Source organism: Streptomyces sp. Je 1-79 (assembly GCF_025195125.1).
GTDB lineage: Bacteria > Actinomycetota > Actinomycetes > Streptomycetales > Streptomycetaceae > Streptomyces.
Genome location: NZ_JAMGSL010000021.1, coordinates 1 through 25,028, shown reverse-complemented (window position 1 = coordinate 25,028; position 25,028 = coordinate 1). Strand labels below are relative to the sequence as shown.

Genomic DNA, 25,028 nt, shown 5'->3' with positions numbered 1-25,028 from the left:
CACCACCATTCGCCCGGTTGCCCAGTCATCCTACAACTGGCCTTCGGGTCCTCCGCCCCTCCGGGAAGCGCCGGACTACTGTGGCTCCGTACGGGACCGAACACCCTCACCACCCTCGGGAGTCAGTCATGTCAGACCGCTTCGACGTCGTCGTACTCGGAGCTGGCCCCGGCGGCTACGTCGCCGCCATCCGCGCCGCCCAGCTGGGCAAGCGGGTCGCGGTCGTCGAGGAGAAGTACTGGGGCGGTGTCTGCCTGAACGTCGGCTGCATCCCCACCAAGGCGCTGCTGCGCAACGCCGAACTCGCCCACATCTTCACCCACGAGGCCAAGACCTTCGGCATCAAGGTCGACGGCACCGTCTCCTTCGACTACGGCGAGGCGTTCAGCCGCAGCCGCACGGTCGCGGACGGCCGGGTCAAGGGCGTCCACTTCCTCATGAAGAAGAACGGCATCACGGAGTTCGACGGGCGCGGCACCTTCGTCGACGCGAACACGATGCAGGTCGCCAAGTCCGACGGCACCACGCAGACGATCACCTTCGACAACTGCATCATCGCCACCGGCGCCACCCCCCGCCTGCTGCCGGGCACCGCCCGCACCGAGCGCGTCGTGACGTACGAGGAGCAGATCCTCGCCGAGGACATCCCGCAGTCGATCATCATCGCCGGCGCCGGCGCGATCGGCATCGAGTTCGCCTACGTCCTCCACAACTACGGCGTGAAGGTCACCATCGTCGAGTTCCTCGACCGGATCGCGCCGCTGGAGGACGCCGACGTCTCCAAGGAGCTCGCCAAGCAGTACCGCAAGCTCGGCATCGACGTCCTGACCTCCACCCGCGTCGAGACGATCGACGAGTCCGGCCCGCAGGTCCGCGTCATCGTCACCGGCAAGGACGGCGCGCAGAAGGTCCTGGAGGCCGACAAGGTCCTGCAGGCCATCGGCTTCGCCCCGAACGTCTCCGGCTACGGCCTGGAGAACACCGGCGTGGCGCTCACCGAGCGCGGCGCCATCGACGTCGACGGCCGCTGCCGCACCAACGTGCCGCACATCTACGCCATCGGCGACGTGACCGCCAAGCTGATGCTCGCGCACACCGCCGAGTCCATGGGCGTCGTCGCCGCCGAGACCATCGGGGACGCCGAGACCATGGAGCTCGACTACCCGATGATCCCGCGCGCCACCTACTGCCAGCCGCAGATCGCCAGCTTCGGTTGGACCGAGGCGCAGGCGCGGGAGAAGGGCTACGACGTCAAGGTCGCCAAGTTCCCCTTCACCGCCAACGGCAAGGCGCACGGCCTCGGCGACCCCACCGGCTTCGTGAAGATCATCGCCGACGCGCAGTACGGCGAGATCATCGGCGCCCACCTGATCGGCCCCGACGTCACCGAACTGCTGCCCGAGCTGACGCTGGCCCAGCAGTGGGACCTCACGGTCAACGAGGTGGCACGGAACGTCCACGCCCACCCGACGCTGGGCGAGGCCGTGAAGGAAGCCATCCACGGTCTTGCCGGACACATGATCAATTTCTGAGGATTCTCCCGGCCCGGGGTGATAGGCACTGAAGATGCCGAGCGAAACCCGCGCCGCCGCCGCACCGGGTGGCGAACCGTCCCGACCGATCCGGTCGTGGGTGCGTTCGTCACCCGGTACGCATGTGTGGCTGCTCGTCATCGCGATCACCAGCCTCGTCATCGCGCTCTCGCCCGACGGCCTCGAGCACCACCTGCTCCACCGCAACAGCAGCAACCTCTACCAGCTCTCCCACCACCCGGTCCGGGCGCTGCTCGGCAGCGCGTTCTGGATCGCGGACCCGGCGGACCTCGTTCTGTACGCGCTGCTCTTCGAGGTCTTCCACGCGCCGGTCGAACGCTGGCTCGGCACACTGCGATGGGTCGTCACGGTCGCCACGGCGCACATCGCGGCGACGCTCATCAGCCAGAAGGTCGTCCTGGAGGCGATCCAGGACCACGACGTGCCGCGCAGCATGGCGCACGTCGTCGACATCGGCGTCAGCTACGGCATCGCGGCGTCGGTCGGCATCCTGACGTACCGGATCCCGCGGCCCTGGCGGTGGCTCTACCTGGCGGCGGCCGTGGCCTTCTTCGCCGTACCGCTGTGCACGAGTCACACCTACACGGACCTGGGACATGCGATCTCGCTGGCCGTCGGACTGGCCTGTCGGCCACTCACCTGGGGCGTCACGCCCGGTAAATCGGTGGCCCTCGAACCCCCGCCCCGCGCACACTAGTTGTGCGGGAAACGCCCGCCTGAGGCCGGGCCGGCCGCGAGACCGGGGAGGAGCACGACGATGACCGACACCAGTTCGAGCCGGAGTTCGAGTCCGTCGAGCTCCCTGCAGGGCGGCGCCCCCTAGCGCCGCCGGGGCGGCCGCTTCGAGCGCGCGGGTTCTCCGCGCGAGGCCGCCCACCCGGAGGATTGGCCGAGTGGTAAGGCATCGGCTTGCTAAGCCGCAGTCGGGGTCACCCCCGCGCGCGTTCGATCCGCGCATCCTCCGCGTCTTCCTGAACGGACGCCCCGCTTTCCCGTACGGACGCCCCGCTTTCCCGTACGGACGCCCCGCTTTCCCGTAGGGACGACTCGTTCTCCCGTACGGACGCCCCGCTTTCCCGTACGGACGCCAAGGGGCCCGTCCTAAGCCGCGGCCGCCAGCAGGCGCTCCAGCACCACCGCGATGCCGTCGTCCTCGTTCGACGACGTCACCTCGTCCGCGACGGCCTTCAGCTCGTCGTGCGCGTTCGCCATCGCCACGCCCCGCGCCGCCCAGCCGAACATCGGGATGTCGTTCGGCATGTCGCCGAAGGCGATCGTCTCCGCCGCCTTCACGCCGAGTCTGCGCGCCGCGAGCGAAAGGCCGGTGGCCTTGCTCAGGCCCAGCGGGAGGATCTCCACGATCCCCGGGCCCGCCATGACCACGTCCACCAGACTGCCGACCGTCTGCCGCGCGGCTCCCGCCAGCTCGTCGTCCGAGAGCGTCGGGTGCTGGATGTACAGCTTGTTCAGCGGAGCCGACCACAGATCCGCCGGGTCCTTGAACGGGACGTACGGGAGCGGCCCCTCCTGCACCCGGTAGTCCGAGCTGATCAGCACCTCGCCGTCCAGACCGTCCCGGCTCGCGGCCAGCGCCAGCGGCCCCACCTCGGCCTCGATCTTCGACAGCGCCAGGCCGGCCAGCTGCCGGTCCAGGGTGACCGAGGTCAGCAGCCGGTGCTGGCCCGCGTGGTAGACCTGCGCGCCCTGACCGCACACCGCGAGCCCGTCGTAGCCGAGGTCGTCGAGGATGTGCCGGGTCCACGGGACGGACCGGCCGGTGACGACGATGTGCGCCGCCCCCGCCGCCACCACGGCGGCGAGAGCGTCACGCGTACGTTCCGAGACCGACTCGTCGGCGCGCAGCAGCGTGCCGTCGAGGTCCGTCGCGACCAGCTTGTACGGGAAGGAGCTCACTTGGAGATCGGCTCCAGGACCTCGCGGCCGCCCAAGTAGGGACGCAGCACCTCCGGCACGCGCACCGAACCGTCCGGGAGCTGGTGGTTCTCCAGGATCGCCACGATCGTGCGCGGTACGGCGCAGAGCGTGCCGTTCAGCGTCGACAGCGGCTGGACGACCTTCTTGCCGCCCCGCTCGTCGCGCATCCGCACGGACAGGCGGCGCGCCTGGTAACCGTCGCAGTTCGACGCGGAGGTCAGCTCGCGGTACTTGCCCTGCGTCGGGATCCAGGCCTCGCAGTCGAACTTGCGCGAGGCGGAGGAGCCCAGGTCGCCGGTGGCCACATCGATGACCTGGAAGGGCAGCTCAAGGCTGGTCAGCCACTGCTTCTCCCACTCCAGGAGCCGCTTGTGCTCGTTCTCGGCGTCCTCCGGAGCGACGTACGAGAACATCTCGACCTTGTCGAACTGGTGGACCCGGAAGATGCCCCGGGTGTCCTTGCCGTACGTGCCGGCCTCGCGGCGGAAGCACGGCGAGAAGCCGGCGTAGCGCAGCGGGAGCTTGTCGGCGTCGATGATCTCGTCCATGTGGTACGCGGCGAGCGGCACCTCGGACGTACCGACGAGATAGAAGTCGTCCTTCTCCAGGTGGTACACGTTCTCCGCGGCCTGGCCGAGGAAGCCGGTGCCCTCCATGGCGCGCGGGCGGACCAGCGCCGGCGTGAGCATCGGGATGAACCCGGCCTCGGTCGCCTGCGCGATCGCCGCGTTGACGAGGGCCAGCTCCAGCAGGGCGCCGACACCCGTCAGGTAGTAGAAGCGCGAGCCGGAGACCTTGGCGCCCCGCTCGACGTCGATGGCGCCCAGCGCCTCGCCCAGCTCCAGGTGGTCCTTGGGCTCGAAGCCCTCGGCGGCGAAGTCGCGGATCGTGCCGTGCGTCTCCAGGACGACGAAGTCCTCCTCGCCGCCGACGGGCACGTCCGTGTGGACGAGGTTCCCGAGCTGGAGCAGGAGCGTGCGCGCGGTCTCGTCGGCCTCGTTCTGCTCGGCCTCGGCGGCCTTGACGTCGGTCTTGAGCTGTTCCGCCTTCTGCAGGAGCTCGGCGCGCTCCTCGGGGGAGGCCTTGGGGATCAGCTTGCCGAGCGCCTTCTGCTCGGAACGGAGCTCGTCGAAGCGGACGCCGGACGACCTGCGCCGCTCATCGGCGGAGAGCAGGGCGTCGACGAGCTCGACGTCCTCTCCACGGGCGCGCTGGGAGGCGCGAACACGGTCGGGGTCCTCACGGAGCAGGCGAAGGTCAATCACCCCACCAGGCTACCGGTGCGGGCTCGCCCCACCCCACCCGATATAGCCGTGCGTGTCGCTTTGCCCGAATTGCCGGTATTGGAAAATGCTCTCCCTATTCGTCAATAAACGGTACCGGAGCCCCCGAAATGGGGCGGACCGAGATGCCCGGCTTGACCGAACCGCCGCGTGGATTACTGGACTTCTCCACAGCGGGGCGCCCCGCCCCAGAGTTTTCCACAGGCTGTGCGGAACTTCTGTGGATGGTGAACGAATTCCTGGGCGCTGTGATGATCAAACGTGCCCCACGCACTCTTCCGAGTGGGAATTCCCTGCACTCGCTCGCTCTAAAGAGTTGATCAACGGAATGCGGGTGACGTGAGCCGATCCGCGCCCTGTGGGTGACAGGGAGACGACTGGGGCGATTTGTCGACCTCACCCTTCAGCCATATCGACTTGTCCCCAGGTCGAGAAGGCCCCCTGTGGATAACTATGGGTTCGGTCGGAAAATATGCAGGTAGGACTAGTGGTTCACACCTGTGGACGACCGCGCCCGGCGAAGGGGGCGGTGGGGCACTATCGCGTCAGGCCCGACCGTCCTGGGCCCTCGCCAGCCAATCGGAGGCCGCCATGAACTCTTCGTCCGACGTCCCGCGCCGGAGCGCCCGTACGTCCTTCACGGCGACGCCCGCTCGCGGGTACGAGCCGAGGAACCGCACCTTCGGGCAGATGCGCTTCAGCCCCATCAGCGCCTCGCCGACGCGCCGGTCCGAGATATGGCCCTCGGCGTCCACGGCGAAGCAGTAGTTACCGATCCCCGCGCCCGTCGGGCGGGACTGGATCAGCATCAGGTTGACCCCGCGCACGGCGAATTCCTGGAGCAGCTCGAGGAGGGCACCCGGATGATCATCACCCAGCCACAGCACCACGGACGTCTTGTCCGCGCCGGTCGGCGCCGCGGGCCGGGCGGGCCGGCCCACCAGGACGAACCGGGTCTCGGCGTTCTCCGCGTCGTGGATCTCCTTGACCACGGCCTCCAGGCCGTAGGTCGCCGCCGCGAACTCGCCGGCGAAGGCGGCGTCGAAGCGGCCCTCCTGCACCAGCCGGGCCCCGTCCGCGTTCGAGGCGGCCGATTCCCACAGGGCGTCGGGCAGGTGGCCCCGCAGCCAGTTCCGCACCTGCGGCTGGGCCACGGGGTGACCGGTGACCGTCTTGATCTCGGACATCGTGGTGCCCGGCCGTACGAGCAGAGCGAAGGCGATCGGCAGGACCACCTCGCGGTAGATCATCAGCGGTTCGCCGGAGGCCAGTTCGTCCAGCGTCGCGGTGACGCCGCCCTCCACGGAGTTCTCGATGGGTACGAGAGCGGCCGCGGCCTCTCCGTTGCGTACGGCGTCCAGTGCTGCCGGGACGGAGACCATCGGGATGAGTTCCCGGGTCGCGGCCTCGGGCAGCGTACGCAGTGCGGCCTCCGTGAAGGTGCCTTCGGGGCCGAGATACGTATACCGGGTGGCTGACATACGGTCACCCTAATAGGCGCCGGGCTTTCAGGACTCCAGAAGCCGCTGGCCCACGTATTCCCCCGGTGCGGCGCCGCCCGGCACGGCGAAGAGGCCGCTCGCCTCGTGCCGGAGGAAGGGCGAGAGCGCGTCGCCCCGGTCGAGCTTGCGCTGCACGGGCACGAAGCCCCTGAGCGGATCGGCCTGCCAGCAGATGAAGAGCAGTCCGGCGTCGGGTGTGCCGTCGGGGGCGATGCCGTCGTGGAACGAGAAGGGGCGGCGCAGCATGGCGGCTCCGCCGTTCTGTTCGGGGGCGGAGATCCGGGAGTGGGCGTTGTCGGGGATGACGAGTGTGCCGTCGTGGCCGGTCTTGTCGAGGGCGGGTTCGGTGGTCTCGGTCCCGCCGGTCAGGGGGGCGCCGTCGGATTTGCGCCGTCCGATGACCTTCTCCTGCTTGTCGAGGGAGAGCTTCTCCCAGTCGTCGAGCAGCATGCGGATTCGGCGGACCACGGCGTACGAGCCCCCGGCCATCCACTCCTGTGTTCCTGCTGCTCCCGCGGGGACGAAGATCCGCTGGTCGAAGTCGGGGTCGGACGGTTTGGGGTTGCCGGTGCCGTCCACCTGGCCCATGAGGTTGCGGGCGGTCATCGGTGTGGCTGTGGCGCCTGCGGACCGGTTGAAGCCGTTCATCTGCCAGCGGACCGTGGCGGCCGCGCCGGCGTCCTTCTGCAGTGCGCGCAGGGCGTGGAAGGCGACCAGTGCGTCGTCGGCGCCGATCTGTACCCAGAGGTCGCCCTCGGACCGCTTGGGGTCGAGGGCGTCGGCGGAGAAGGCGGGCAGCGGGTCGAGCTGGGTGGGGCGGCGGGCGGTGAGTCCCGTGCGGGTGAAGAAGGAGTGGCCGAAGCCGAAGGTGACCGTGAGCGAGGAGGGGCCGGCGTCGAGGGCGATGCCGGTGTCGTCGGTCGAGGGCTTGCCGGCCATCAGGGCTTTGGCCGTGGCCGACCAGCGGCGCAGCAGTGCCGCGGCTTCCTTGCGGCCGGCTCCGGGTGTGAGGTCGAAGGCGATCAGATGGCCGCGCGACTGAAGCGGATGGGTGATCCCCGCTTGATGTTTCCCGTGAAACATCGCCTGCGTCGCTCCGACGGTCGCGAGCGCTGTCGTGTCGGTCGCCGAGGTTCCGGAGTCGGTGACGGCCGCGTGGACCCCGGTGCCGCCGGCCGCGCCGAGGGCGAGGCCGGCTGCGCCTGCGGCGCCGACGGTGCCGAGGAGTCGGCGCCGGGAGATCTCGAGGGTGTCGTCGTTGCGCACGTCGGTCAGCCGATCTTCACGTTCTTGTCGAGGGTGGTCTGGTCGATGTCGGAGGTGCGGACGGTGACCTGGATCTGCCATTCGCCTGCCATCGGGATCTGTACGCCGTTGGCGCTCCAGTGTCCGGCCTGGATGCGGTCCGGGACGACGGGCAGCGGGCCGACGTCCTTGGCCTTCAGGGTGAAGGCGACCTTGATCTCGGGGACGTCGAGGGCGCGGCCGTCGGGTCCGTCGACGAAGAGGTGCAGGGTGTTGGCGCCGGTGCGTCCGGGGTTGAGGGTGAGCTGCACGGTGCCCTTGCCGTTGACGCTTCCGGTGTCGAAGGGAAGCCGGATGTCGACGGGCCGGTCGGGCACGGCGGTCGAGCCGGAGGCGGACTGGGCCCGTCCCGCCTCTTCCTCGGTGCGGCCGGGTTCGGTCGTGGTGAGGACGGTCGTGACGGCGAGGAGGACGACGGCGACGACGGCCTCGGTGAGTACGGAGCGGCGGAGGCCGGTGCGCTCGGGGTCGGCGTCGCGGTCCCGCTTCTTGCGCGCGGTGGCGACGGCGGCCCGCTGCCGGGCGAGCTGTGCGGCCCGCTCGGGGTCGACCGGGGCCTCGTCCGGGGAGGCCTCTTCTTGAACGCCCTCGCCGCCCGCGGTGCCCTCGCCGTCCCGGTCGCTCTCGCCGTCTCCCACGCTCTCGATGCCGTCGGCAGGGACGGCGGCAGTCGCCGGTGCGGCGAGTCGCTGGGTCCAGCGTCGTGAGATCCAGGCGATGCCGACGAGGACGGCCACGAGTCCGATCTTGGCCAGGAGGAGCTGTCCGTAGGCCGTGCCGGTCAGGGCGGACCAGGATCCGACCTGTCGCCAGGACTGGTAGAGCCCGGTGGCGGCGAGGACGACGACCGAGCCGAAGGCGATCTTCGAGAAGCGTTCCACCGCCGTGCGTTCGATGTCGGGGGCCCGGTAGAGGGCGACGAGCAGGGTGGTCAGGCCGCCGAGCCAGGCCGCGACGGCCAGCAGGTGGAGGAGGTCGACGGGCATCGCGATGCCCGGCTGGATGCCGGTGGAGGCGTGTTCGGCGAGCGCCCAGGTGCCGGCGATTCCGGCGGCGACCACGGTGCCGCCGATGGCGAGTCCGAAGGTGAGGTCCTTCTTCTCCTTCTCGTCGGTGCGCTTGGTGTACGTCCCGAAGAGCACGGCCACGAAGAGCGCGGCGGCGCCGAGCAGCATCAGCCGGGAGATGAGGGCGGCGCCGGTCTTGGTCTCCAGGACGGAGCTGAGCCCGCCGAGGTCAAAGGCGTCGGAGAGTTCGCCGGAGCCGGTGTACGGGTTGCGCAGGAGCAGCATGGCCAGGGTGGCCGCGGTGAGGGTGAGCCAGCCGCGGACGACGAGCCGCTGGACGGGCCGGACGCTCGCGCCGCGCGGCCAGCAGGCGAGGACGAAGGCGCTGCCGCCGACGAGGACGGTGAAGCCGGCGTACGAGAGGTAGCGGGCGATGCCGTAGAGCGCGCCGACGAGTCCGCCGCCGACTTCCGTGTCGGGGAGGGCGACGGTGGTCTGGGAGGGGGCGCCGATGGAGAAGGTGAAGGCGCCGGCGATGGGGTGGCTGTCGGCGGAGACGGTCTGCCAGGCGACGGTGTAGGTGCCTTCGGGCAGGCCGGAGCGGAGTCCCACTCCGTATTTGACGATGGATCCGCTGCACAGGTCGCGTATCTCCGAGGTGTCCACGCGTTTGCCCGAGGGGTCGAGGACCCGGATCGAGTCGGCGCTCATGGCGACCTGTTCGGAGAAGGTGAGGTTGACGTCCTTGGGGGCGGTGGCGACCACCGCCCCGTCCTGCGGGTCGCTGCTGGTGAGCGCGGCGTGCGCGGAGGCGGGGGCGGCGCCGGCGAGCAGGGTGCCGAGGAGCGCGGCTGTGACGAGCAGCAGCCGGGTCAGGGCGGTTCCGAGGCGCGGGGCGGTGGTGGGCATATGTGTGTCAGTCCCTCAACTAGCTCAGTGCTGCTTCGGGTTGTGGTTGGCGGCCTCGACGGGAAGGTCGACGTTGATGGGGTCGGCCTTCTCGAAGTGGAGCTCGATGCTGACCTTCTCGCCCTGCTTCGGCTTCTGCTTCAGCTCCATGAACATGATGTGGTTGCCACCGCGTTCGAGCTTGAGTTCGCCGTTGGCGGGGATGTCGAAGGACTTCACCTCCTGCATCTTCTGGTTCTTCGTCTCGTGGATCGTGACGTCGTCGGAGATGGGGCTGGTGACGGAGGTCAGTCTGTCGGCGGTGCCGCTCTTGTTCTCGATGGTGAGGAAGCCGCCGGCCATGTCCATCACGGGCTGCGGCATGAACGCGCCGCTGACCTTCAGCTCGGGCATGCTGTCGGCTCCGGCGGTGCCGTCGGCTCCGGCGGTGCTGTCGGACGAGCACCCGGTCAGCGCCAGCCCGGTGGTGAGGGCGAGGGCGGCGAACAGGGTGGTGGTGCGGCGGTTCACGGGTTCTCCCCCTTGACGAGCTTCGGCAGGTCCTTGGCGTAGTCCTCGACGGTCGTGTCCTCGCCGTACAGGACGTAGCCCTGGTCGGTCGTGGGGGAGAACGCGATCACCTGGGCTCCGTGCATGGAGACGACCGAGCCGTTCTTCTCCTTCTTCGGCGGGTCGATGCCGATGCCGATCTGGCGGGCGCCTGCCTGGATGGCGGGGAAGTCGCCGGTGAGTCCGATGAAGGACGGGTCGCCGGCGGCGGGCAGCCACTTGCCGAGTTCGGCCGAGGTGTCCCGCTCGGGGTCGGTGGTGACGAAGACGACCTGGAGCTTGTCCTGGTCGGCCTTGGGGAGCTGCTTCTTGGCGATGGCGATGTTGCTCATCGTCATCGGGCAGACGTCGGGGCAGTGCGTGTAGCCGAAGTAGATCAGCGTCGGCTTGCCCTTGGTCTGGGCGCGGAGGTCGAACTTCTGGCCCTTGGTGTCCGTGAGGACGAGGTCGGGCTTGGTGAAGGGGCGGTCGAGGACGGTCGCCGCCTTGGCGCTGTCGCCGTCGGTGGAGACCTCGGCGACGGGTCCGTTGCCGGATCCGGTGGTGTCGCCGCCGTCGCCGAGGCCGACGGCGGCCGTCACCGCGAGGGCGGCGACGACCGCGGCGGCGGCGATGATCAGGGGTGCGCGGCGGCTGGGCCGGGTCCGCTCATCGGTGGGGTCGTTCGTCTTCTGGACGGCCATGGGACTCGTTCTCTCGTGGTTCTCGTCGGTTCAGGCCGAGCGGCGGCGGCCGGCGAGCAGGCCGAAGGCGACGCCGGCGACGCCGATGAGGATGCCGACGACGCCGAGGACGCGGGCGGTGGTGTCGCTGCCGGAGTCGGCGTGGGCGGCGTTCTCGGTGTGGGCCTTGCGGTCCTTGGCCTTGTCCTTGGCCCCGTCCTTGGCCTTGTCGTCGTGGCCGGCCTTGTCGTCCGTCTTGGTGCCGCCGCCGTGGTGGTCGTCGCTCGCCGCGGAGAGCTTCAGCACGGGCGCGGGGTTCTGGAGTTCGGCGCCGTCCTTGGGCTCCTCGATCCAGCGGACGACCTCGTCGTTGTCGTACGTCTGGATGGCCTTGATGACGAGCTGGTCGGCTTCCGGCAGCTGGCCGAGGGAGAGCGGGAACTGCTGGAACTGGCCGGGGCCGATCTTCGCGTCGCCTTCGGCGGTCCAGGTGACCTTGGTGACGGCCTCGTTGATGGTCTTGCCGTGGAGCTCCAGCGGCTTGGTGAGCTTGGACTTGGTGACGTCGGACTTCCAGCCGGGGACGGGCTGCGGCATGACGGAGGCGAGGGGGTGGTCGACGGGGAAGTTGACCTCGACCTTGATGGTGGAGGCGTTGTCGCGCTCGTTGGGGACCTTGACGTTGACGGTCGCGTAGCCGCCCTTCGCGGCCTCGCCCTGGGGCTGTACGCCGACGTGGGCGGAGGCGGTGCCGGAGAGCAGCACGACGGAGGAGAGGGCGATGCCGGTGGTGAGGGCGATACGGGAAACGTTCATGGAAGAGGACACTCCAGCTCGGGAGAAGGGTCGGGGTTCCGGCACGCCGAGGGCCGGAAGGGTGTGATCCGGGTGGTACGGGCGTACGAAGGGCCGCGGACCGGCTCTCGGTGAGCGGTCCGCGTCAGGCCGCGAGGGCGCAGTCGACGGCCGGGGGGCCGCGGCGGATGACCGTGTGCTGGAGTGCCTCGGCGCCGGGCGGCGGTGAGGTGGCGTCCGTGGGATGGGCGGTGCGGCGCGGCGCGGCCGCGGGAAGCCCGGGGAGGCCGGCGAGCAGTGCCCGTACGAGGGTGAGTGCGGCGCGCAGGGAGCGGACGAGGGCGCTTTCGGCGAGCTCGGTCGCCCCGTGGGCGGAGAGCTGGGCGAGCCGGCCGAGGGCGAGGTCGCCGTGGCGCAGCAGCCAGCCGGTGGCGAGTGCGGCCAACAGGTGGCCGAGCAGCATCGGGAGGTTGGGCAGGAGGCCGGCGCCGGCCGCCGTTCCGGTCGCGAGGTGGGCGGCGTGGGCCGCGGACGACGTGGTGGCGGCAGCGGGGTCGAGGCCGGCGTCGCTGATGATCCGGGTGGCGTCGGCGGTGGTCAGGGACGCGGCGCCGCCGCCGCAGACGAGTTTGGCGGCCATCCGGATCAGCGTGTCGTCGGTGGCCGGACCGAGGGCGCCGGCTGTGAACGGGCGCCGTCCGAGGCCGAAGAGGACGTGCAGTCCGAGCTGTCCGCCGGCGAGGGCGGTGACGATGAAGGGCAGTGAGCGTTCCCGTCCGGTGAAGAGGACGGTGATGCCGAAGATTCCGAGGAAGCCGGCGGCCAGTGCCCAGGGGGCGATGGCTTCGCATGCCGCGATGGCGTGTCCGAGTCCGGACAGCACGACGCAGACCGCGGTGAACACCGCGGCCCTCAGCAGGCGTGGCGCGAGCGCGGGGGCAGACATGGCGGGCCCATCATCGCACCAGGCCCCCGCCCGGCATGAGGCAGGTCCGGAAGATCACGTTTGGGGCCTTCGGGCCGGTCATACACCGGCGTGCGGTGTGCACGCATCCGCCGAACGAGCGCTCTTGACGCCGTGGGGGGCTTACGGACCCCGTGGGGCGGCAATAGGTAACGGTATGTCGCGCCGCAGCATGTCGAGCCGCAGCCAGGAGGCTGGAGCATGAGCATCTGGTGGTCCCTCCATCTGAGGCGCGAGGCCGCGAGCGTTCCGCTCGCCCGGCGGCTTCTGCTCGGGACGATGGAGACGGCGGGGGTCGATCCCGATGTCTCCTACGAGTTGTCGGTGGCGCTGACCGAGGCGTGCGCCAATGCCGTGGAGCACGGTGGGGACACCGGTTGCGGTCCGGCGTCGGAGGCGTACCGGGTGACGGCGTATCTGGATGGCGAGACGTGCCGTATCGAGGTCGCGGACTCCGGGCCGGGTTTCGCGGGGACGGGGTGCCTCACGGCTTCCGCGGGTCCGGATGCCGAGAGCGGGCGGGGGCTGCGCCTGATCGAGGAGCTGGCGGACCACGTCCACTTCGGCCGTACGGGCCGGGGCGGGGCGCTGGTCAGCTTCGACAAGATCGTGAAGTGGCGCACGGACGCTCCGCTGGCGCTGACCTGATCCGGGGCCGCGCCGACCCCCTCCCGGCCCGCGCCGACCTGATCCGGGGCCTACGGCTCACCTGAGCCGATCTGATCCTGGACCCGACCCGACCCGACCCGACCCGACCTGACAGGGCATGGGGAAGGGCCCCCGCCGACCGTCGTCGGTGGGGGCCCTTTCCGTCTTCGTCCGTGTGCGGGTCAGCCCTTCAGGGCGGCCATCCACGCCTCGACCTCGTCGGCGCGACGCGGCAGCGAGTCGGAGAGGTTCCTGTTGCCGTCCTCCGTGACGAGGATGTCGTCCTCGATCCGGACGCCGATGCCCCGGTACTCCTCGGGCACGGTCAGGTCGTCGGCCTGGAAGTAGAGGCCCGGCTCGACGGTCAGGCACATGCCCGGCTCCAGCGTGGTGTCGACGTACGCCTCGGTGCGCGCGGCGGCGCAGTCGTGGACGTCCATGCCGAGCATGTGACCGGTGCCGTGCAGCGTCCAGCGGCGCTGGAGGCCCAGCTCCAGGACGCGGTCGACGGGGCCCTCGACCAGGCCCCACTCCACGAGCTTCTCGGCGAGCACGCGCTGGGCGGCGTCGTGGAAGTCGCGGTAGGCGGCGCCCGGCTTCACCGCGGCGATGCCCGCCTCCTGCGCCTCGTACACGGCGTCGTAGATCTTGCGCTGGAGGTCGGTGTAGCGGCCGTTGATCGGCAGCGTGCGGGTCACGTCGGCGGTGTACAGCTCGTTGGTCTCGACGCCGGCGTCGAGGAGCAGCAGCTCGCCGGAGCGGACCGCGCCGTCGTTGCGGACCCAGTGGAGGGTGGTGGCGTGCGGGCCGGCGGCGCAGATGGAGCCGTAGCCGACGTCGTTGCCCTCGACGCGGGCGCGCAGGAAGAACGTCCCTTCGATGTACCGCTCGCTGGTGGCCTCGGCCTTGTCGAGGACCTTGACGACGTCCTCGAAGCCGCGGGCGGTGGAGTCGCAGGCCTTCTGGAGCTCGGCGATCTCGAAGGCGTCCTTGACGAGGCGGGCCTCGGAGAGGAAGACGCGCAGTTCCTCGTCGTGTTCGGCGGTGACCTTGTCGGTCAGCGCGGTCTCGATCGCGGCGTCGTGGCCGCGGACGACGCGGACCGGGCCGGTGGCCTCCTTGAGGGCGGCGGTCAGCTCGCGGACGTCCTTGGCCGGGATCCCGAGGAGCTGCTCGGCCTCGGTCAGGGAGTGGCGGCGGCCGACCCACAGCTCGCCCTGGCCGTCGAGCCAGAACTCGCCGTTCTCGCGGTCGGAGCGCGGCAGCAGGTAGATCGTCGCCTTGTGGCCGCTCTTGGTGGGCTCCAGGACGAGGACGCCGTCCTCCGTCTGGTCGCCGGTGAGGTAGGCGTACTCGGTCGACGCGCGGAAGCTGTACTCGGTGTCGTTCGAGCGGGTCTTCAGGTTGCCGGCGGGGATCACCAGACGCTCGCCCGGGAAGCGCGCGGAGAGCGCGGCGCGACGGTCGGCGGTGTGCTGCGCCTGGGCGATCGGCTGCAGGTCGTGCAGCTCGGTGTCGGCCCAGCCGGACTTCATGTTCTCGGCGAGCTCGTCGGACACGCCCTGGTACAGGCCGTTCTTGCGCTGCTTGATCGGCTCTTCGGTCTCGTCCGGGGTTTCCGGGGTGAGCTCGTCTGCCACGGGGGGTCTCCTTTTGGTACGACACTGAACCCCCTCCATCGTACGGTCGTACGGAAGGGGGCCCAGGGCCGGAAGACCCATTACCGCTGAGTCACCGCTGAGTCACCGGTGGTCTGCGCGCGGCTCACCGGGAGCGGGCCGCGGACCTGCCGCGGGCCCGCGTGCTACGGGCGCGAGCCGTCGTGCACGTGTGCTCTCACTCGAAGCGGGCGGCGAGCAGGACCACGTCCTCCCCGTCGACGTCGTGGTCGAGGCCCTCGGGCAGCAGGGTCCGCAGGATGTGGTCGGCGATGGCTCCGGGGTCCGTACGGTCCGCTCTCGGGACGCTCGCGGCGGCCGCGTGCAGCCGTGCGAAGGCCCGGTCCATGGGGTCGCCGGTCCGGCGGAGCAGCCCGTCGGTGTAGAGCAGCACCGTTTCTCCGGCGGCGGGGGCGATCTCGATGCTGGGCGCCTCCCAGCAGGCGAGCATCCCGAGCGGTGCCGACAGCGAGGTCTCGACGAACTCGGTGCGGTGGTCGCCGATGATCAGTGGCGGGGTGTGTCCGGCTCCGGCGAGGACGAGCTTGCGCTGCTTCGGCTCGGAGTAGGCGAAGAGCGCGGTGGCCGAGCGGGCGGGTTCGGTGAGCCGGAGCAGGAGTTCCAGGTCGGAGAGGACGGCGACGGGGTCCTCGCCCTCCATGACCGCGTACGCCCGCAGGGAGGCGCGCAGTCGGCCCATGGCGGCGAGGGCGCTCGGGCCGGTGCCGGAGACGGAGCCGACGGCGAGGCCGAGGGCGCCTTCGGGCAGCGGGAGCGCGTCGTACCAGTCGCCGCCGCCCTGGGGGCCGGTGCGGTGGCGGGCCGCGAGCTGGACTCCGGGGACCCGGGGGAGGCGGCTGGGCAGCAACTCCTCGGCGATGGTGGCGACCCGGACGCGGGCGCGTTCCAGCTCCAGGAGGCGGGCGAGGTGCTCGGTGGCGTGGCGGCTGTAGAGGCCGACGAGATGGCGCTGGCGTTCGACCGGTTCGGCGGGCTCGTCGTAGAGCCAGACGACGGCGCCGAGTTTCCCGGCTGCCTCGGTGGCGAGGGGGAGGGCGTAGCTGGCGGCGTAGCCGAGCCGGGCGGCGACCTCGCGGTGGCGCGGGTCGAGTTCCGCCTCGCTCAGCAGGTCGGGGACGGCGATCGGTTCGGGGACGGCGATCGGGTCCGGGGCGGCCGGGCTGGGGGCGACCGGGCCGGGGACGGTGGTGCGTGTGGCGGCGGGTTCGGGAAGGCCGTCGAGGATGCGGCCGTAGGAGGTGGCGCTGCGCGGGACGGTCTCGATGGTGCCGAGGTCGGCGTGGGCGAGTCCGAGGCCGACGGTGGAGGTGGGGCCGAGTCCGTCGCCGGGTTCGAGGACGGCCATGCCGCGGCGGGCGCCGACGAGGGCGGCTCCGGCGCGCAGCACCTCGCGCAGGGCTTCGTCGAGGGAACCGGTCTTGACCAGGCGTTCGGTGAGTTCGTGGAGGGTGGTGAGGTCGGAGACCCAGCTGGCCAGGCGGTCCTGGATCATCGCGCCGGGGACGCCCGGGAGGGCTGTCGGGGACGGCTGTGCGGGCGGTACGGGCGCGGTAGTGTGCGCGGGCGAGGGAACCGTTGAATCGATTCCAGCCACTTTCGGCAGGTGTGGGGCGCTCATGTCGGCCGGCTTTCCGACCGGTGCGTTTCGCTCAATAGCATCGCAAACCCCCATGTCAATCTGCGCCGCTAGCAATGCATCCACATGTACACGCACAAGAGGAGCGATGTCCAGCATTGTCCCCACGGGACTTGTGGTGTCCGTGGGGTTTGGCAGAGGGGTTGAAGTGCAGGCCAAGTTGGCCGAAAATTACCCCCTCGGCGCACCTTTTACGGTCGACTGGCGTCGTTTGAAGGCGCGTTGATTTGAACGTGACGGGTACGTAATCGGTGATGGCCAGGGGCAGTTGGAACGGCCCCGGAACCTGGCAGGGTGCCTGGGCGTCCTCACCGCCGCAGGCCGCGCTCCTCGAGTGGACGACGAGCCTCAGCTCGGCCCCTCCCGCCCCACCGCACGGGGCGGTGATCCGCCGACCTTGTACGCGCTGATACGCACAGTGAAGTGATCTGCACATGGTGTGATGTGGATTCGGCGTTCAACGGAAAGGAACGAGCGCTCATGCGCGAGATCCTCGGAAGGCGACGCAGGTTCCGGTTCCGGCGCAGGGAAAGGACCGTCCAGCTCGACGCGGCGCTCGTCTGCGCCGGCGACTGGGGATGGCCCGTACTGCCCGGTGTGGGGCTGAAGGCGACGACTCGTACGTCCAGAGGGGCCGGCTGCGCCTGCCCCGACCCGGGGTGTGTCGTCCCCGGCGCGCACCCCTTCGACCCCGGACTGCTCGCGGCGACCACCGACGAGCGCATGATCCGCTGGTGGTGGACCAGGCGCCCGGACGCGCCGGTCGTCATGGCCACCGGAGGCGGCGCGCCCTGCGCGGTGAGCCTGCCGGCCGTGGCGGGGGCGCGGGCGTTGGTCGCCCTCGACGCGATGGGCATGCGGCTGGGACCGGTGGTGGCGACGCCCACGCGCTGGTCGCTGCTGGTCGCCCCGTACGGCCTCGAACGGCTCGGCGAGCTCCTCTACGCGAAGGACAGCGTGCCCAGTTCGCTGCGGTTCCACGGCGAGGGCGGCTATCTGCTGCTGCCGCCGTCGGTCGCGGGTACGGGGCAGGTGCGCTGGGAGCGGGCGCCGCTGGAGGGCTCGGCCAGGCCCTGGCTGCCGGACGTGGAGGCGGTCGTGGACGCGCTGGTCGAGGCGAGCACGGGCGCGCCGGGCGGCGGCAGCAGACTCACGTACTGACGGGCAGGGGGGGGCGGGCCGCGGCGGGGGCCCGTGTCGGCGGCGCTCGGGGGCGCTCGGTAGGCCCGTCGGCGCTCGGCGGTGTCCCCGTACGACGACGGGGCTCGGCGGTGTCCCCGTACGAGGACGGGGCTCGGCGGGCCCGGGCTCACGAGGGATCGGATCGGACGGAATCCGGGAGGTCGGACGGAATCCGGAAGGCCGGCCTCACCCGTACGAGTGTGAGGCTGCCCGACTTGTACGGGTATTGGGCGCGCGGAGCACTGCGCGCCCCCGATCCGCCGATATCTTCGCCCCACCGTTCACGCGCGTTCTCGCAGTTCACGCCGTACGCGCGTACGCGCCGTCCACGCCGTTCACACGTCGCAGCCAGCCGGGCAGGTGGGTCCCATGAATCTCCGCATGATCGGGCTCGGGGCCGTCGTGGCGTGTGCCACGCTCCTCCCGCTGGCCGCCCTCGCCGGCGAGGCCGCAGGCCCGGGTCCGGGCCCGGGCGACGATGCGAAGCCGCGGACGGATGACGCCGGACGGCGCGCCGGCGGCGGCCTGCTGCCCGGGCTCGGTCTCGGCGCGCCGGAGAGCCCGCCGACCCCTGCGCCCGGGACCGCCCCCTCGGCGGCCGTGCGGGCGCCGTCGGAGGCCGTCGGCCGCGCCTCGCGCTGCGGGCCCGAGCTGGCCTCCCCGGACGGGATCGAGGCGCAGACGTGCGTGCTCACGGAGGGGCCCGACACCTGGGCGCGTACGTACTACCGCAACGCGGCCGGTCGGCGGCTCGACTCCGTACTCACTCTGATGGCGCCCGGCGGGCGGACCGTACAAGTGCGTTGTGCTGTTCCGGCAAGGGATGAACCGGGGGCCTGTGAGACGCCGCGGGAGCGCTCGCGGGGCGCTGCTTCGGCATATTCGGCCGTGGCGGAATTCGCGGGTGTGGGAGAGAGCGGGAGTGCTCCGCTGCTGCTGCGCTCGGGGAGCAACATGGCCGCTGCGGGCGGCAGTTGAGCCTCGGGACGGGGTCCGTCCGGGTATGAGAAGACCCGGTCGCTGGCGACGGGGGATGCACCAGCGACCGGGCTTCTAGAACGGTAACAAGAGATCTGCTGTTCGCAAATTCGATCTCGGTTATTCGGACAGGGATTTACCTGGCCGCGCGAGGAGTTGTGGCGGATGTCACCGACTGGTCGGTCTGTCAGTCCCCGCCGTCACCACCCGCATCACCGGTGTCAGCTGAGAGTGACCTGACGGTTGGTGAGGCCGCCGCGGGCCCGGCGCTCCTCAGGGGTGAGCGGGGCGTCGGTGGCCAGCGCCGCGGCCAGCCGCTCGGCGAACTCGGCGGCCGGCTTCTCGCACTCCTCGGCGCTCATCGACGTCGGCAGGTCCCAGACCGGCACCATGAGGCCGTGCGCCCGGAAGGAGCCGACCAGACGGGTGTTGTCGCCGAGGGACGAGGTGCCGGCGGCGTGCAGGCGGGCGAGCGCGTCGAGGAGCTTCTCCTCGGGGTGCGGCATGACCCAGCGCAGGTGGTTCTTCTCCGGGGTCTCGCACCAGTAGGAGGAGTCCACGCCCGTCAGCTTGACGGTGGGGATCGCGGCGGCGTTGGCGCGCTCCAGGGAGGCGCTGACCTCGGGGTTGGAGTTGTCGGAGGACTCCGGAACCCAGAATTCGAAGCCCGTGTGCACGACCGGCGTGAAATCGCTGTTCGGGTCGAGCAGATCCTGCAGGCGCGGGCCGTCGGCCGGCACGCGACGGCCGGTGACCGGAGTGCCGGGCTCCGTCTCCAGGGCGCGCAGGAGGGTGTCGGCGAGGTCGCGGGCGAGGTCGCCGGAGGAGGAGTCGTTCTGGAGGGCGAGGAGGACGGAACCGTCGTCGCGGCGCAGCGCGGGCCACGCCATGGGCAGTACGGTCGCGAGCGTCACGGAGGGCACACCCTCGGGCAGCCCGTCCTTGAGGGTGAGCGGGACGGTGGCGGCGGGCACCAGTTCGCGAAGCGCGACCCAGTCGCACTCGCCGGGCAGTCCCTCGAAGGGGCGCTGGACCAGTTCGGTCACGGCGTGCGAGGCGGCTCGGCCGTGACACGCCTTGTAGCGGCGACCCGAGCCGCAGGGGCACGGCTCGCGCGCACCGACGACCGGGATCTCCCCGTTCGTGACCTGTGCCTTGACGGCCTTCGTCTGGGGGCGCTTCTTGGCCATGGTGTGGCTTCTCCCGATAGCGGCAGTGCGTGTGGTGCAGGCCGCGCTCGTTGCACGGCTCTGTGTCGGGCGAGCCTAGCCGTACGGAGGGGCCGAGGGCCTCAGGCGGGCACGATCACGGGCCGGGGGCGCCCCGCGCGGCCGCACGTTCACCGTCAGTCGTGCCCGCCATCGCACGTGCACGGTCAGTCCTGCGCGCGCCGCGCGTTCAGTCCAGATCGTCGTACGCGTCCAGGAAGTCGAAGCCCGAGCCGCCGCCGACCCGCGCGGCGAAGTCCTCGCGGCGATGGCCCTCGGTGACGACCACCCAGACCGTCACCTCGCCGGACGCACTGTCCCGTACGCCCCAGTCCTGAGCCAGCGCACTGATGATGTTCAGCCCACGGCCGCCGCGTGCGGTGACCGAGGGCGTCGACGGAACGGGTCGCGTCGGACCACCGCCGTCCGTCACCTCGACGGTCAGCCCGCCCGACGGATCGACGTGCCAGGCCGCACGGACATCCCCGTCGCCCACCTCCGCCCGCCCCAGCGGTCTGCCGTGCCGGCAGGCATTGCTGAGCAGTTCGGAAAGGATCAGTACCGCATCGTCGACGACCGATTCGGACATCCCGCTGCGGTTCAACTGCTCCCGCATGCGGTGTCGCGCCTCACCCACGCCCGCAGGGCCATGGGGTACGGCCATGCTCGACGACGTGGGCACCTCCTGTGCCACCACCAACGCCACCCCCGAGACCTCCTTTGCCCCACGCCACGGTGTGAATGCCCCAATGGCCTGGACCGGAAACCGCCCCATGAGCGTGCGGTGACGCACTCGTGACGATCGAGTACGGACCGAACGCGCCGGTGCACTCCTTGTCACTCTGCGACGGGTGGGAAAGAAGGGGACGCGTGGGGGAGGGAAAGGGGATCAAACGCGGCCCAACTGGGACAGCACCTGCTTGGGCCGGTTGGTGATGATCGCCTCCACGCCGAGCCGCTCGCAGAGCTCCACGTCCTCCGGATCGTCCACCGTCCAGACGTGGACCTGGTGCCCGGCCTTCTGGAGCCGCAGGATCACGGTGGGGTGGTGGCGGACGATCCGGATCGACGGCCCGGCGATCCGCGCGCCCGCGGGAAGCCTTCCGTCGCGCAGCCGGGGGGTGACGAACTGGGACAGCGAGACGGTGGGGAGGGTCGGGGCGGCGGCCGCGATCCGGTGCAGGGAGCGCGCCGAGAAGCTCATGACCCGTACGGGAGAGTCCTCGGGGGTCGCCGGTTCCGCGAGGCCGAACCTGTTGAGGAGCTGGAGCAGCCGGTCCTCGACCTGGCCCGCCCAGCGGGTGGGGTGCTTGGTCTCGATGGCCAGCTCGACGCGGCGCCCGGCGTCGGACACCAGCTCCAGAAGGCGTTCCAGGGTGAGTACGGAGGTGAGTCCGGAGTCCTTCCAGTCCGGGCTCTCGCCCGCTTCCTCGCGGCCCTTCCAGGTGCCGAAGTCCAGGGCGCCGAGGTCGGCGAGCTCCAGGGCGGAGACGGCGCCGCGGCCGTTGGAGGTGCGGTTGACGCGGCGGTCGTGGACGCAGACGAGGTGGCCGTCGGCGGTGAGCCGGATGTCGCACTCGAGGGCGTCGGCGCCGTCCTCGATGGCCTTCACGTAGGCGGCGAGAGTGTGTTCCGGGGCGTCTTCGGAGGCTCCGCGGTGGGCGACCACCTGGACGGGGGCGCGGTTCGAGTGCGGCCGGGGGTGCTGCCGTGCGTGGGTCACCGCGTCATGGTGCCATTGGCGGGACGACCGTATCGGATCGCGTCCGTTCTGTCCGTAAATAAAGAATGGGGTGCGGATGCACAGCTCCGCCTTACAGTGGCCTGACGTCCTGTGGGAAAAGCTGTTCGCAGCACCCGAGAGATGGCATCCACCCGTGCAGTGAACGAGGAGAGAGCTGTGAGCACCGAGAACGAGGGCACCGAGGTTCCGGCGGACCCGAGTGCCCCGTCCGCCCCTCCCGCCCCTCCCACACCCCCGACCCCTGCCGCACCGGAGCCGACGGCCGCCGCCCCGGCTCAGGACCAGACCGCGGTGACGCACCCGACCGCAGACCAGACCACGGCGGCACACCCGACCCCGCACCCGTCCCCCGCTGCCCACCCGACCCCGGACCAGCCCACGGCGGCGCACCCGGCACAGGCGGCCCACCCGGCACAGGCTCCGGCCGCGGCTGGGGCCCCGGCTCCCGCGGGCGCCGGTGGCTGGCCTCCGCCTCCGCCGACCGTGCCGGCCTGGGGTGCGCCCGTCCCGCCCGCCCCGCAGGCTCCGCGCAAGCGGGCCGGTGGACTGGTGGCGGCGGTCCTGGTGGCGGCTCTGGTGGCCGGCGGTGTCGGCGGCGGCATCGGCTACTGGGCGGCCGAGCGCAGCGACGACGGGATCAGCTCGACGACGGTCTCCGCGGGCGACTCCCCGGCGGCCTTCAAGCGCGATCCGGGCACGGTCGCGGCGGTGGCGGGCAAGGCGCTGCCGAGCGTCGTGACGATCCAGGCGAAGTCGGGTGCGAGCACCGGTGAGAGCGAGGGCGAGGGCGAGGGCGGTACGGGCACCGGCTTCGTCTACGACAAGGAAGGCCACATCGTCACCAACAACCACGTGGTGGCATCGGCGGCGGAGGGCGGCACGCTCTCGGCGACCTTCTCCAACGGCAAGACGTACGACGCGGAGGTCGTGGGCCGGGCGGAGGGCTACGACGTGGCCGTCCTGAAGCTGAAGAAGGCGCCGGAGGGGCTTGCTCCGCTCCTGCTCGGCGACTCCGACAAGGTGGCGGTCGGCGACTCGACGATCGCGATCGGGGCGCCGTTCGGCCTGTCCAACACGGTGACGACGGGCATCATCAGCGCCAAGAACCGCCCGGTGGCCTCGGGCGACGGTTCCGGAGGCAGCAACTCGTACATGAGCGCGCTCCAGACGGACGCCTCGATCAACCCGGGCAACTCGGGTGGTCCGCTGCTCGACGCGAACGGTGCGGTGATCGGCATCAACTCGGCGATCCAGTCGACGGGCAACGGCTTCGGCCAGTCGCAGGCGGGATCGATCGGCCTCGGCTTCGCCATCCCGGTCAACCAGGCCAAGAACGTGGCGGAGCAGCTGATCAAGTCGGGCAAGCCGGTCTACCCGGTGATCGGCGCGACGGTGAACATGACCGACCGGGGCGAGGGCGCCACGATCGCCGACGAGGGCGCGGGCGGCACGCCGGCGATCACCCCGAACGGCCCGGCGGCGCAGGCGGGCCTGAAGCCGGGCGACGTGATCACCGGCTTCGGCGACCGTCAGATCGACAGCGGCCCGACGCTGATCAGCGAGATCTGGACCCACAAGTCGGGCGACTCGATCAAGGTCACCTACGAGCGCGACGGCAAGCCCGCGACGACCACGGTGACCCTCGGCGAACGCACGGGCGACAACTGACCGGCTAGGCTGTCCCCCGCGCCGCCCCGAACGGGATCCGGCGCGGGGTGGGTTGCCCGAGCGGCCTAAGGGAACGGTCTTGAAAACCGTCGTGGCGCGAGTCACCGTGGGTTCAAATCCCACACCCACCGCAGGTGAACGGCCCCTGACCAGCATCGATGGTCGGGGGCCGTCGGCTTGTCTGCCAGCCGTGATCGCCCTGGTCGGCCTGATCCTCAACGCCACCCTCGGCTGGTCCTGGGCCGACCCGATCGCCGCCCTGGTCATCGCCGTCATCGCCGTCAAGGAAGGTCGCGACACCTGGCAAGGAAGGGGCTGCTGCGCGGCACCCCGTGCCATGCAGGTGAGCGCGAGTGCGGGCGGGGAGGACGCCTGTGGGTGCGGCCCCGGATGCGCGTGCTGCAACTGAGCGCGGGGTCGTCGTCTCCGGGGTTCGTACGGCTTGCAACCTGTACCCAGGTACAGGTTTACGGTGGGAAGCGTCCCCGGCCTTGCGGTACGTGATGACGGGAGTGAGGGCGATGAGCGATCTTGTGTGGGTTCCGCAGTCCTGCACACTGCCCACCGAGGAACGTCCCCTGCGAGTCGCGGAGTGGGACGCGCTCTTCTCCGAACGGTTGACCTCGATGTCCAGGCCCCAGCCGTTGAGGCTGCGGCTTGACCTGGCCGGCGGACCGGGCGTCGAGGAGCGAGTGCGGGACCTGGTTGCGCGTGAGAGCGACTGCTGCTCGTTCTTCACCTTCACCACCACCCCCGGCGAGGACCTGATCGGCCTCGACATCTCGGTGGACCGGGCGCACGAGGCGGTATTGGACGCCCTCGCCGCACGCACCGCCGGCGCCGAAGAGTCGCCGTGAGTTCCCGTCTACGCAGCGGGCAGGTGGCCGAAGCGGCGGGTGTGAACATCCAGACCCTGCGCTACTACGAGCGGCGCGGCCTGCTCGCCGAACCGGAACGCAGTAGCGGCGGCCACCGCCTCTACGGTGACGACGCGGTGACCGTCCTGCGGGTCATCAAGGCTGCCCAGAGGCTCGGCTTCACGCTCGAAGAGGTCGCCGAACTGCTGGAGGCCGGCCGCCACGGCCGCTCTCGCCAGAGTCACCGCCACGGCCGCCCCGTCGCCGGTCTCCAGGAGCGGGCCGAGGCCAAGCTTGCCGAGGTCGAGGCGAAGATCGCCGACCTGACCACCATCCGCACCGCCCTGGCCGCCGCCGTCGAGGCGGGCTGCGACGACCTGACCGTCTGCGTCGGAAGCCCGTGCTGTCCCATCCCCTTCACCGCCCTCGCCGAGGAGCACCGGGGTCCGTCGTGAGCTCGGTCCGGTCCCTCCGCGTGGCGCACGCCGTGCATATGCGTTCGTCGCGCGAGACTGAAGCGCTGTGAATGCCATTGAGTCGGTACCAGCGATTCTCTGACCTGGGAGCGGTCATGACGGAGCAACGCAAGAGCAGCGATGCCATTCCGGAGGAGTTCGGCGGACTGATCGCAGAATTTCGCGGTCTGCTCGAGAAGTACCCCCGTGCGGACCGGCACTTCTCGCTCGCCTACCACCCCGCGGGCCGTGGCGAGGAATCGGGAACAACGATGACGGTGGGGATCTCTCAGCCGGTCTTCGAATGCTCGGAGATCGAACCCGGATTCGTCGTCTGCGAGCGCGTCGACGAGCAGTGACCGTGCAGGGCTCGTCATGCGCGGACGCTCTGACCAGGGAGTGATGTGGCCACCAAGCGCCGTTTCGATCGACAGGAGCCAGGATGTCCTACCCGACCGGTGGTCTCAGTGACGAGCAGGTGCGAGCCCTCAGGGAGGCGGCGCGGCTGG

23 protein-coding genes, 2 tRNA genes and 1 pseudogene are annotated in these 25,028 nt (G+C 70.8%); 12 read left to right on the top strand and 14 right to left on the bottom strand.

The features are described from left to right. Positions 1-128: 128 nt before the first annotated feature. The 3 genes from lpdA to M5362_RS31525 all read left to right on the top strand — a co-directional run bounded on the left by lpdA (position 129) and on the right by M5362_RS31525 (position 2,517). Positions 129-1,532 (top strand): dihydrolipoyl dehydrogenase, encoded by a 1,404-nt coding sequence (gene lpdA, locus M5362_RS31535; protein WP_260231295.1) that lies wholly within the window; start codon positions 129-131, stop codon positions 1,530-1,532. A 100-nt stretch (positions 1,533-1,632) separates the two neighbouring features. Beyond that, complete coding sequence (locus tag M5362_RS31530) at positions 1,633-2,250, top strand: rhomboid-like protein (RefSeq protein ID WP_374214556.1); 618 nt, start codon at positions 1,633-1,635, stop codon at positions 2,248-2,250. Between the two features lie 182 nt (positions 2,251-2,432). Next, positions 2,433-2,517, top strand: a tRNA-Ser gene (locus M5362_RS31525). Positions 2,518-2,654: 137 nt separating this feature from the next. Here M5362_RS31525 and M5362_RS31520 read toward each other — a convergent pair. From M5362_RS31520 to M5362_RS31480, 9 genes are all read right to left on the bottom strand, one after another. Continuing rightward, the gene (locus M5362_RS31520; RefSeq protein ID WP_260231292.1) at positions 2,655-3,467 is read right to left on the bottom strand and encodes an HAD family hydrolase; all 813 of its coding nucleotides are present in this window, start codon (positions 3,465-3,467) and stop codon (positions 2,655-2,657) included. Beyond that, a complete protein-coding gene (gene serS, locus M5362_RS31515; protein WP_260231291.1) occupies positions 3,464-4,753 on the bottom strand; it encodes a serine--tRNA ligase in 1,290 nt (429 codons plus the stop codon). The genes M5362_RS31520 and serS overlap by 4 nt, the downstream gene beginning before the upstream one ends. Before the next feature lie 563 nt (positions 4,754-5,316). After that, the gene (gene pheA, locus M5362_RS31510; RefSeq protein ID WP_260231290.1) at positions 5,317-6,252 is read right to left on the bottom strand and encodes a prephenate dehydratase; all 936 of its coding nucleotides are present in this window, start codon (positions 6,250-6,252) and stop codon (positions 5,317-5,319) included. Positions 6,253-6,279: 27 nt separating this feature from the next. After that, a complete protein-coding gene (efeB, locus tag M5362_RS31505) occupies positions 6,280-7,539 on the bottom strand; it encodes an iron uptake transporter deferrochelatase/peroxidase subunit (protein WP_260231289.1) in 1,260 nt (419 codons plus the stop codon). 5 nt (positions 7,540-7,544) lie between these two features. After that, entirely contained in the window at positions 7,545-9,494 is a 1,950-nt protein-coding gene (locus M5362_RS31500) for a copper resistance protein CopC (protein WP_260231287.1), read from the bottom strand. 24 nt (positions 9,495-9,518) lie between these two features. Continuing rightward, positions 9,519-10,004, bottom strand: coding sequence for a copper chaperone PCu(A)C (locus M5362_RS31495; RefSeq protein WP_260231286.1), 486 nt, complete (start codon positions 10,002-10,004; stop codon positions 9,519-9,521). Then, positions 10,001-10,726, bottom strand: a complete 726-nt coding sequence (locus M5362_RS31490; protein WP_260231284.1) for an SCO family protein — start codon at positions 10,724-10,726, stop codon at positions 10,001-10,003. The genes M5362_RS31495 and M5362_RS31490 overlap by 4 nt, the downstream gene beginning before the upstream one ends. A gap of 30 nt (positions 10,727-10,756) precedes the next feature. Continuing rightward, positions 10,757-11,521, bottom strand: a complete 765-nt coding sequence (locus M5362_RS31485; protein WP_260231283.1) for a YcnI family protein — start codon at positions 11,519-11,521, stop codon at positions 10,757-10,759. A 124-nt stretch (positions 11,522-11,645) separates the two neighbouring features. Next, a complete protein-coding gene (locus tag M5362_RS31480; RefSeq protein WP_260231282.1) occupies positions 11,646-12,446 on the bottom strand; it encodes a hypothetical protein in 801 nt (266 codons plus the stop codon). 219 nt (positions 12,447-12,665) lie between these two features. Between M5362_RS31480 and M5362_RS31475 the strand changes: the two genes are divergently transcribed. After that, on the top strand, positions 12,666-13,112 hold the full coding sequence (locus M5362_RS31475) for an ATP-binding protein (protein WP_260231281.1): 447 nt from the start codon (positions 12,666-12,668) through the stop codon (positions 13,110-13,112). A 182-nt stretch (positions 13,113-13,294) separates the two neighbouring features. On the opposite strand, the gene M5362_RS31470 is transcribed toward M5362_RS31475, so the two are convergent. Further along, positions 13,295-14,752 (bottom strand): aminopeptidase P family protein, encoded by a 1,458-nt coding sequence (locus tag M5362_RS31470; RefSeq protein ID WP_260231280.1) that lies wholly within the window; start codon positions 14,750-14,752, stop codon positions 13,295-13,297. A 196-nt stretch (positions 14,753-14,948) separates the two neighbouring features. Then, positions 14,949-16,526 carry a PP2C family protein-serine/threonine phosphatase gene (locus tag M5362_RS31465; protein ID WP_260231279.1) on the bottom strand — a complete coding sequence of 526 codons (1,578 nt, stop codon included), beginning with the start codon at positions 16,524-16,526 and terminating at the stop codon, positions 14,949-14,951. 381 nt (positions 16,527-16,907) lie between these two features. Between M5362_RS31465 and M5362_RS31460 the strand changes: the two genes are divergently transcribed. Beyond that, positions 16,908-17,588: a bifunctional DNA primase/polymerase gene (locus M5362_RS31460; RefSeq protein WP_260231278.1), complete on the top strand. Its 681-nt coding sequence runs from the start codon at positions 16,908-16,910 to the stop codon at positions 17,586-17,588. A gap of 390 nt (positions 17,589-17,978) precedes the next feature. Further along, positions 17,979-18,587, top strand: coding sequence for a hypothetical protein (locus tag M5362_RS31455; protein WP_260231277.1), 609 nt, complete (start codon positions 17,979-17,981; stop codon positions 18,585-18,587). A 221-nt stretch (positions 18,588-18,808) separates the two neighbouring features. Here the strand turns inward: M5362_RS31455 and M5362_RS31450 are convergent, their stop codons facing one another. The 3 genes from M5362_RS31450 to M5362_RS31440 form a co-directional block, all read right to left on the bottom strand. Next, positions 18,809-19,777, bottom strand: coding sequence for an SEC-C domain-containing protein (locus M5362_RS31450; protein ID WP_260231275.1), 969 nt, complete (start codon positions 19,775-19,777; stop codon positions 18,809-18,811). A 208-nt stretch (positions 19,778-19,985) separates the two neighbouring features. Next, entirely contained in the window at positions 19,986-20,588 is a 603-nt protein-coding gene (locus M5362_RS31445; protein ID WP_260231274.1) for an ATP-binding protein, read from the bottom strand. A 96-nt stretch (positions 20,589-20,684) separates the two neighbouring features. Next, a complete protein-coding gene (locus M5362_RS31440) occupies positions 20,685-21,518 on the bottom strand; it encodes a glycerophosphodiester phosphodiesterase (protein WP_260231273.1) in 834 nt (277 codons plus the stop codon). Positions 21,519-21,695: 177 nt separating this feature from the next. Between M5362_RS31440 and M5362_RS31435 the strand changes: the two genes are divergently transcribed. The 6 genes and pseudogenes from M5362_RS31435 (at position 21,696) to M5362_RS31410 (ending at position 24,878) form a co-directional block, all read left to right on the top strand. Continuing rightward, entirely contained in the window at positions 21,696-23,207 is a 1,512-nt protein-coding gene (locus M5362_RS31435) for a S1C family serine protease (protein WP_260231272.1), read from the top strand. 46 nt (positions 23,208-23,253) lie between these two features. Then, positions 23,254-23,338: transfer RNA gene (locus tag M5362_RS31430), tRNA-Ser, on the top strand. A gap of 56 nt (positions 23,339-23,394) precedes the next feature. Continuing rightward, a pseudogene (locus M5362_RS31425) lies at positions 23,395-23,616 on the top strand (cation transporter); the annotation flags it as partial. Positions 23,617-23,728: 112 nt separating this feature from the next. Beyond that, positions 23,729-24,064 carry a hypothetical protein gene (locus M5362_RS31420; RefSeq protein WP_260231271.1) on the top strand — a complete coding sequence of 112 codons (336 nt, stop codon included), beginning with the start codon at positions 23,729-23,731 and terminating at the stop codon, positions 24,062-24,064. After that, entirely contained in the window at positions 24,061-24,519 is a 459-nt protein-coding gene (locus M5362_RS31415; RefSeq protein WP_260231270.1) for a MerR family transcriptional regulator, read from the top strand. The genes M5362_RS31420 and M5362_RS31415 overlap by 4 nt, the downstream gene beginning before the upstream one ends. A gap of 116 nt (positions 24,520-24,635) precedes the next feature. Further along, positions 24,636-24,878, top strand: a complete 243-nt coding sequence (locus M5362_RS31410) for a hypothetical protein (protein WP_260231269.1) — start codon at positions 24,636-24,638, stop codon at positions 24,876-24,878. The last annotated feature ends 150 nt before the right edge of the window (positions 24,879-25,028 follow it).

Coding starts and splice junctions, on each gene's coding strand:
- lpdA (WP_260231295.1), top strand. CDS start 129: ATGTCAGACCGCTTCGACGTCGTCGTACTCGGAGCTGGCCCCGGCGGC.
- pheA (WP_260231290.1), bottom strand. CDS start 6,252: ATGTCAGCCACCCGGTATACGTATCTCGGCCCCGAAGGCACCTTCACG.
- M5362_RS31500 (WP_260231287.1), bottom strand. CDS start 9,494: ATGCCCACCACCGCCCCGCGCCTCGGAACCGCCCTGACCCGGCTGCTG.
- M5362_RS31490 (WP_260231284.1), bottom strand. CDS start 10,726: ATGGCCGTCCAGAAGACGAACGACCCCACCGATGAGCGGACCCGGCCC.
- M5362_RS31485 (WP_260231283.1), bottom strand. CDS start 11,521: ATGAACGTTTCCCGTATCGCCCTCACCACCGGCATCGCCCTCTCCTCC.
- M5362_RS31480 (WP_260231282.1), bottom strand. CDS start 12,446: ATGTCTGCCCCCGCGCTCGCGCCACGCCTGCTGAGGGCCGCGGTGTTC.
- M5362_RS31475 (WP_260231281.1), top strand. CDS start 12,666: ATGAGCATCTGGTGGTCCCTCCATCTGAGGCGCGAGGCCGCGAGCGTT.
- M5362_RS31465 (WP_260231279.1), bottom strand. CDS start 16,526: ATGCTGGACATCGCTCCTCTTGTGCGTGTACATGTGGATGCATTGCTA.
- M5362_RS31460 (WP_260231278.1), top strand. CDS start 16,908: ATGCGCGAGATCCTCGGAAGGCGACGCAGGTTCCGGTTCCGGCGCAGG.
- M5362_RS31455 (WP_260231277.1), top strand. CDS start 17,979: ATGAATCTCCGCATGATCGGGCTCGGGGCCGTCGTGGCGTGTGCCACG.
- M5362_RS31450 (WP_260231275.1), bottom strand. CDS start 19,777: ATGGCCAAGAAGCGCCCCCAGACGAAGGCCGTCAAGGCACAGGTCACG.
- M5362_RS31420 (WP_260231271.1), top strand. CDS start 23,729: ATGAGCGATCTTGTGTGGGTTCCGCAGTCCTGCACACTGCCCACCGAG.
- M5362_RS31410 (WP_260231269.1), top strand. CDS start 24,636: ATGACGGAGCAACGCAAGAGCAGCGATGCCATTCCGGAGGAGTTCGGC.